General features: G+C 35.6%; 2 protein-coding genes. Both read left to right on the plus strand.

Features of this window, described 5'->3' with window-relative positions; genetic code table 11:
* A partial coding sequence (locus IDG60_RS13910) for an ATP-binding cassette domain-containing protein (protein WP_481906095.1) occupies positions 1-300 on the plus strand: 300 nt, incomplete at its 5' end.
* Positions 301-311: 11 nt separating this feature from the next.
* Positions 312-1,465: staphylopine family metallophore export MFS transporter CntE (gene cntE / locus IDG60_RS13915; protein ID WP_206160811.1), on the plus strand; the 1,154-nt coding region annotated here is incomplete at its 3' end.

Consider the following 1,465-nt stretch of genomic DNA (forward strand, 5'->3'; position numbering starts at 1 on the left):
CGTGTTGCGATTGCGCGTGCAATATGTATTAACCCTAAATATATTTTGTTTGATGAAGCCATTAGTTCACTCGACATGTCAATTCAAACACAAATATTAGATTTATTGATTCATTTACGTGAAACGCGTCAGTTGAGTTATATTTTTATCACACATGATATTCAAGCTGCCACGTATTTATGTGATCAATTAATTATTTTTAAAAACGGAAAAATAGAAGAACAAATTCCGACAAGCGCATTGCATAAAAGTGACAATGCTTATACAAGAGAATTAATAGAAAAACAACTATCATTCTAAGGAGTGAGATAATGAAAGGTGCAATGGCTTGGCCCTTTTTGAGATTATATATATTAACATTGATGTTCTTTAGTGCCAATGCAATCTTAAACGTATTTATACCGTTACGAGGGCATGATTTAGGCGCAACGAATACGGTTATCGGTATCGTTATGGGGGCATACATGTTAACAGCAATGGTGTTTCGACCATGGGCAGGACAAATTATTGCTCGTGTCGGTCCCATTAAAGTTTTAAGAATTATTTTGATCATCAATGCCATAGCTTTAATTATTTATGGTTTTACTGGATTAGAAGGTTATTTCGTAGCACGTGTTATGCAAGGTGTGTGTACGGCATTCTTTTCTATGTCTTTACAGTTAGGTATTATTGATGCATTACCAGAGGAACATCGTTCTGAAGGTGTATCATTGTACTCGCTATTTTCAACGATTCCAAACTTAATTGGACCATTAGTTGCCGTAGGTATTTGGAATGCAAATAATATTTCACTATTTGCAATTGTCATTATCTTTATCGCATTAACAACAACATTCTTTGGCTATCGCGTGACCTTTGCTGAACAGGAACCCGATACGTCAGATAAGATTGAAAAAATGCCGTTTAACGCTGTAACTGTTTTTGCGCAATTTTTCAAAAATAAAGAGTTGTTGAACAGTGGTATTATCATGATTGTTGCATCGATTGTATTTGGTGCAGTTAGTACATTTGTACCGTTATACACAGTGAGTTTAGGATTCGCGAATGCGGGAATCTTTTTGACAATACAGGCCATCGCAGTTGTTGCGGCAAGATTTTACTTAAGGAAATACATTCCGTCAGATGGTATGTGGCATCCTAAATATATGGTATCTGTACTATCATTATTAGTAATCGCGTCATTTGTAGTGGCATTTGGTCCGCAAGTAGGTGCAATTATTTTCTATGGTAGTGCGATATTAATAGGAATGACGCAAGCAATGGTGTACCCAACATTAACATCATACTTAAGCTTCGTCTTACCAAAAGTAGGTCGTAATATGTTGTTAGGTTTATTTATTGCCTGTGCAGACTTAGGTATATCGTTAGGTGGCGCATTGATGGGACCTATTTCCGATTTAGTAGGATTTAAATGGATGTATCTAATTTGTGGTATGTTAGTCATTGTAATAATGATTATGAGTTT

The organism is Staphylococcus sp. EG-SA-2 (assembly GCF_017152085.1).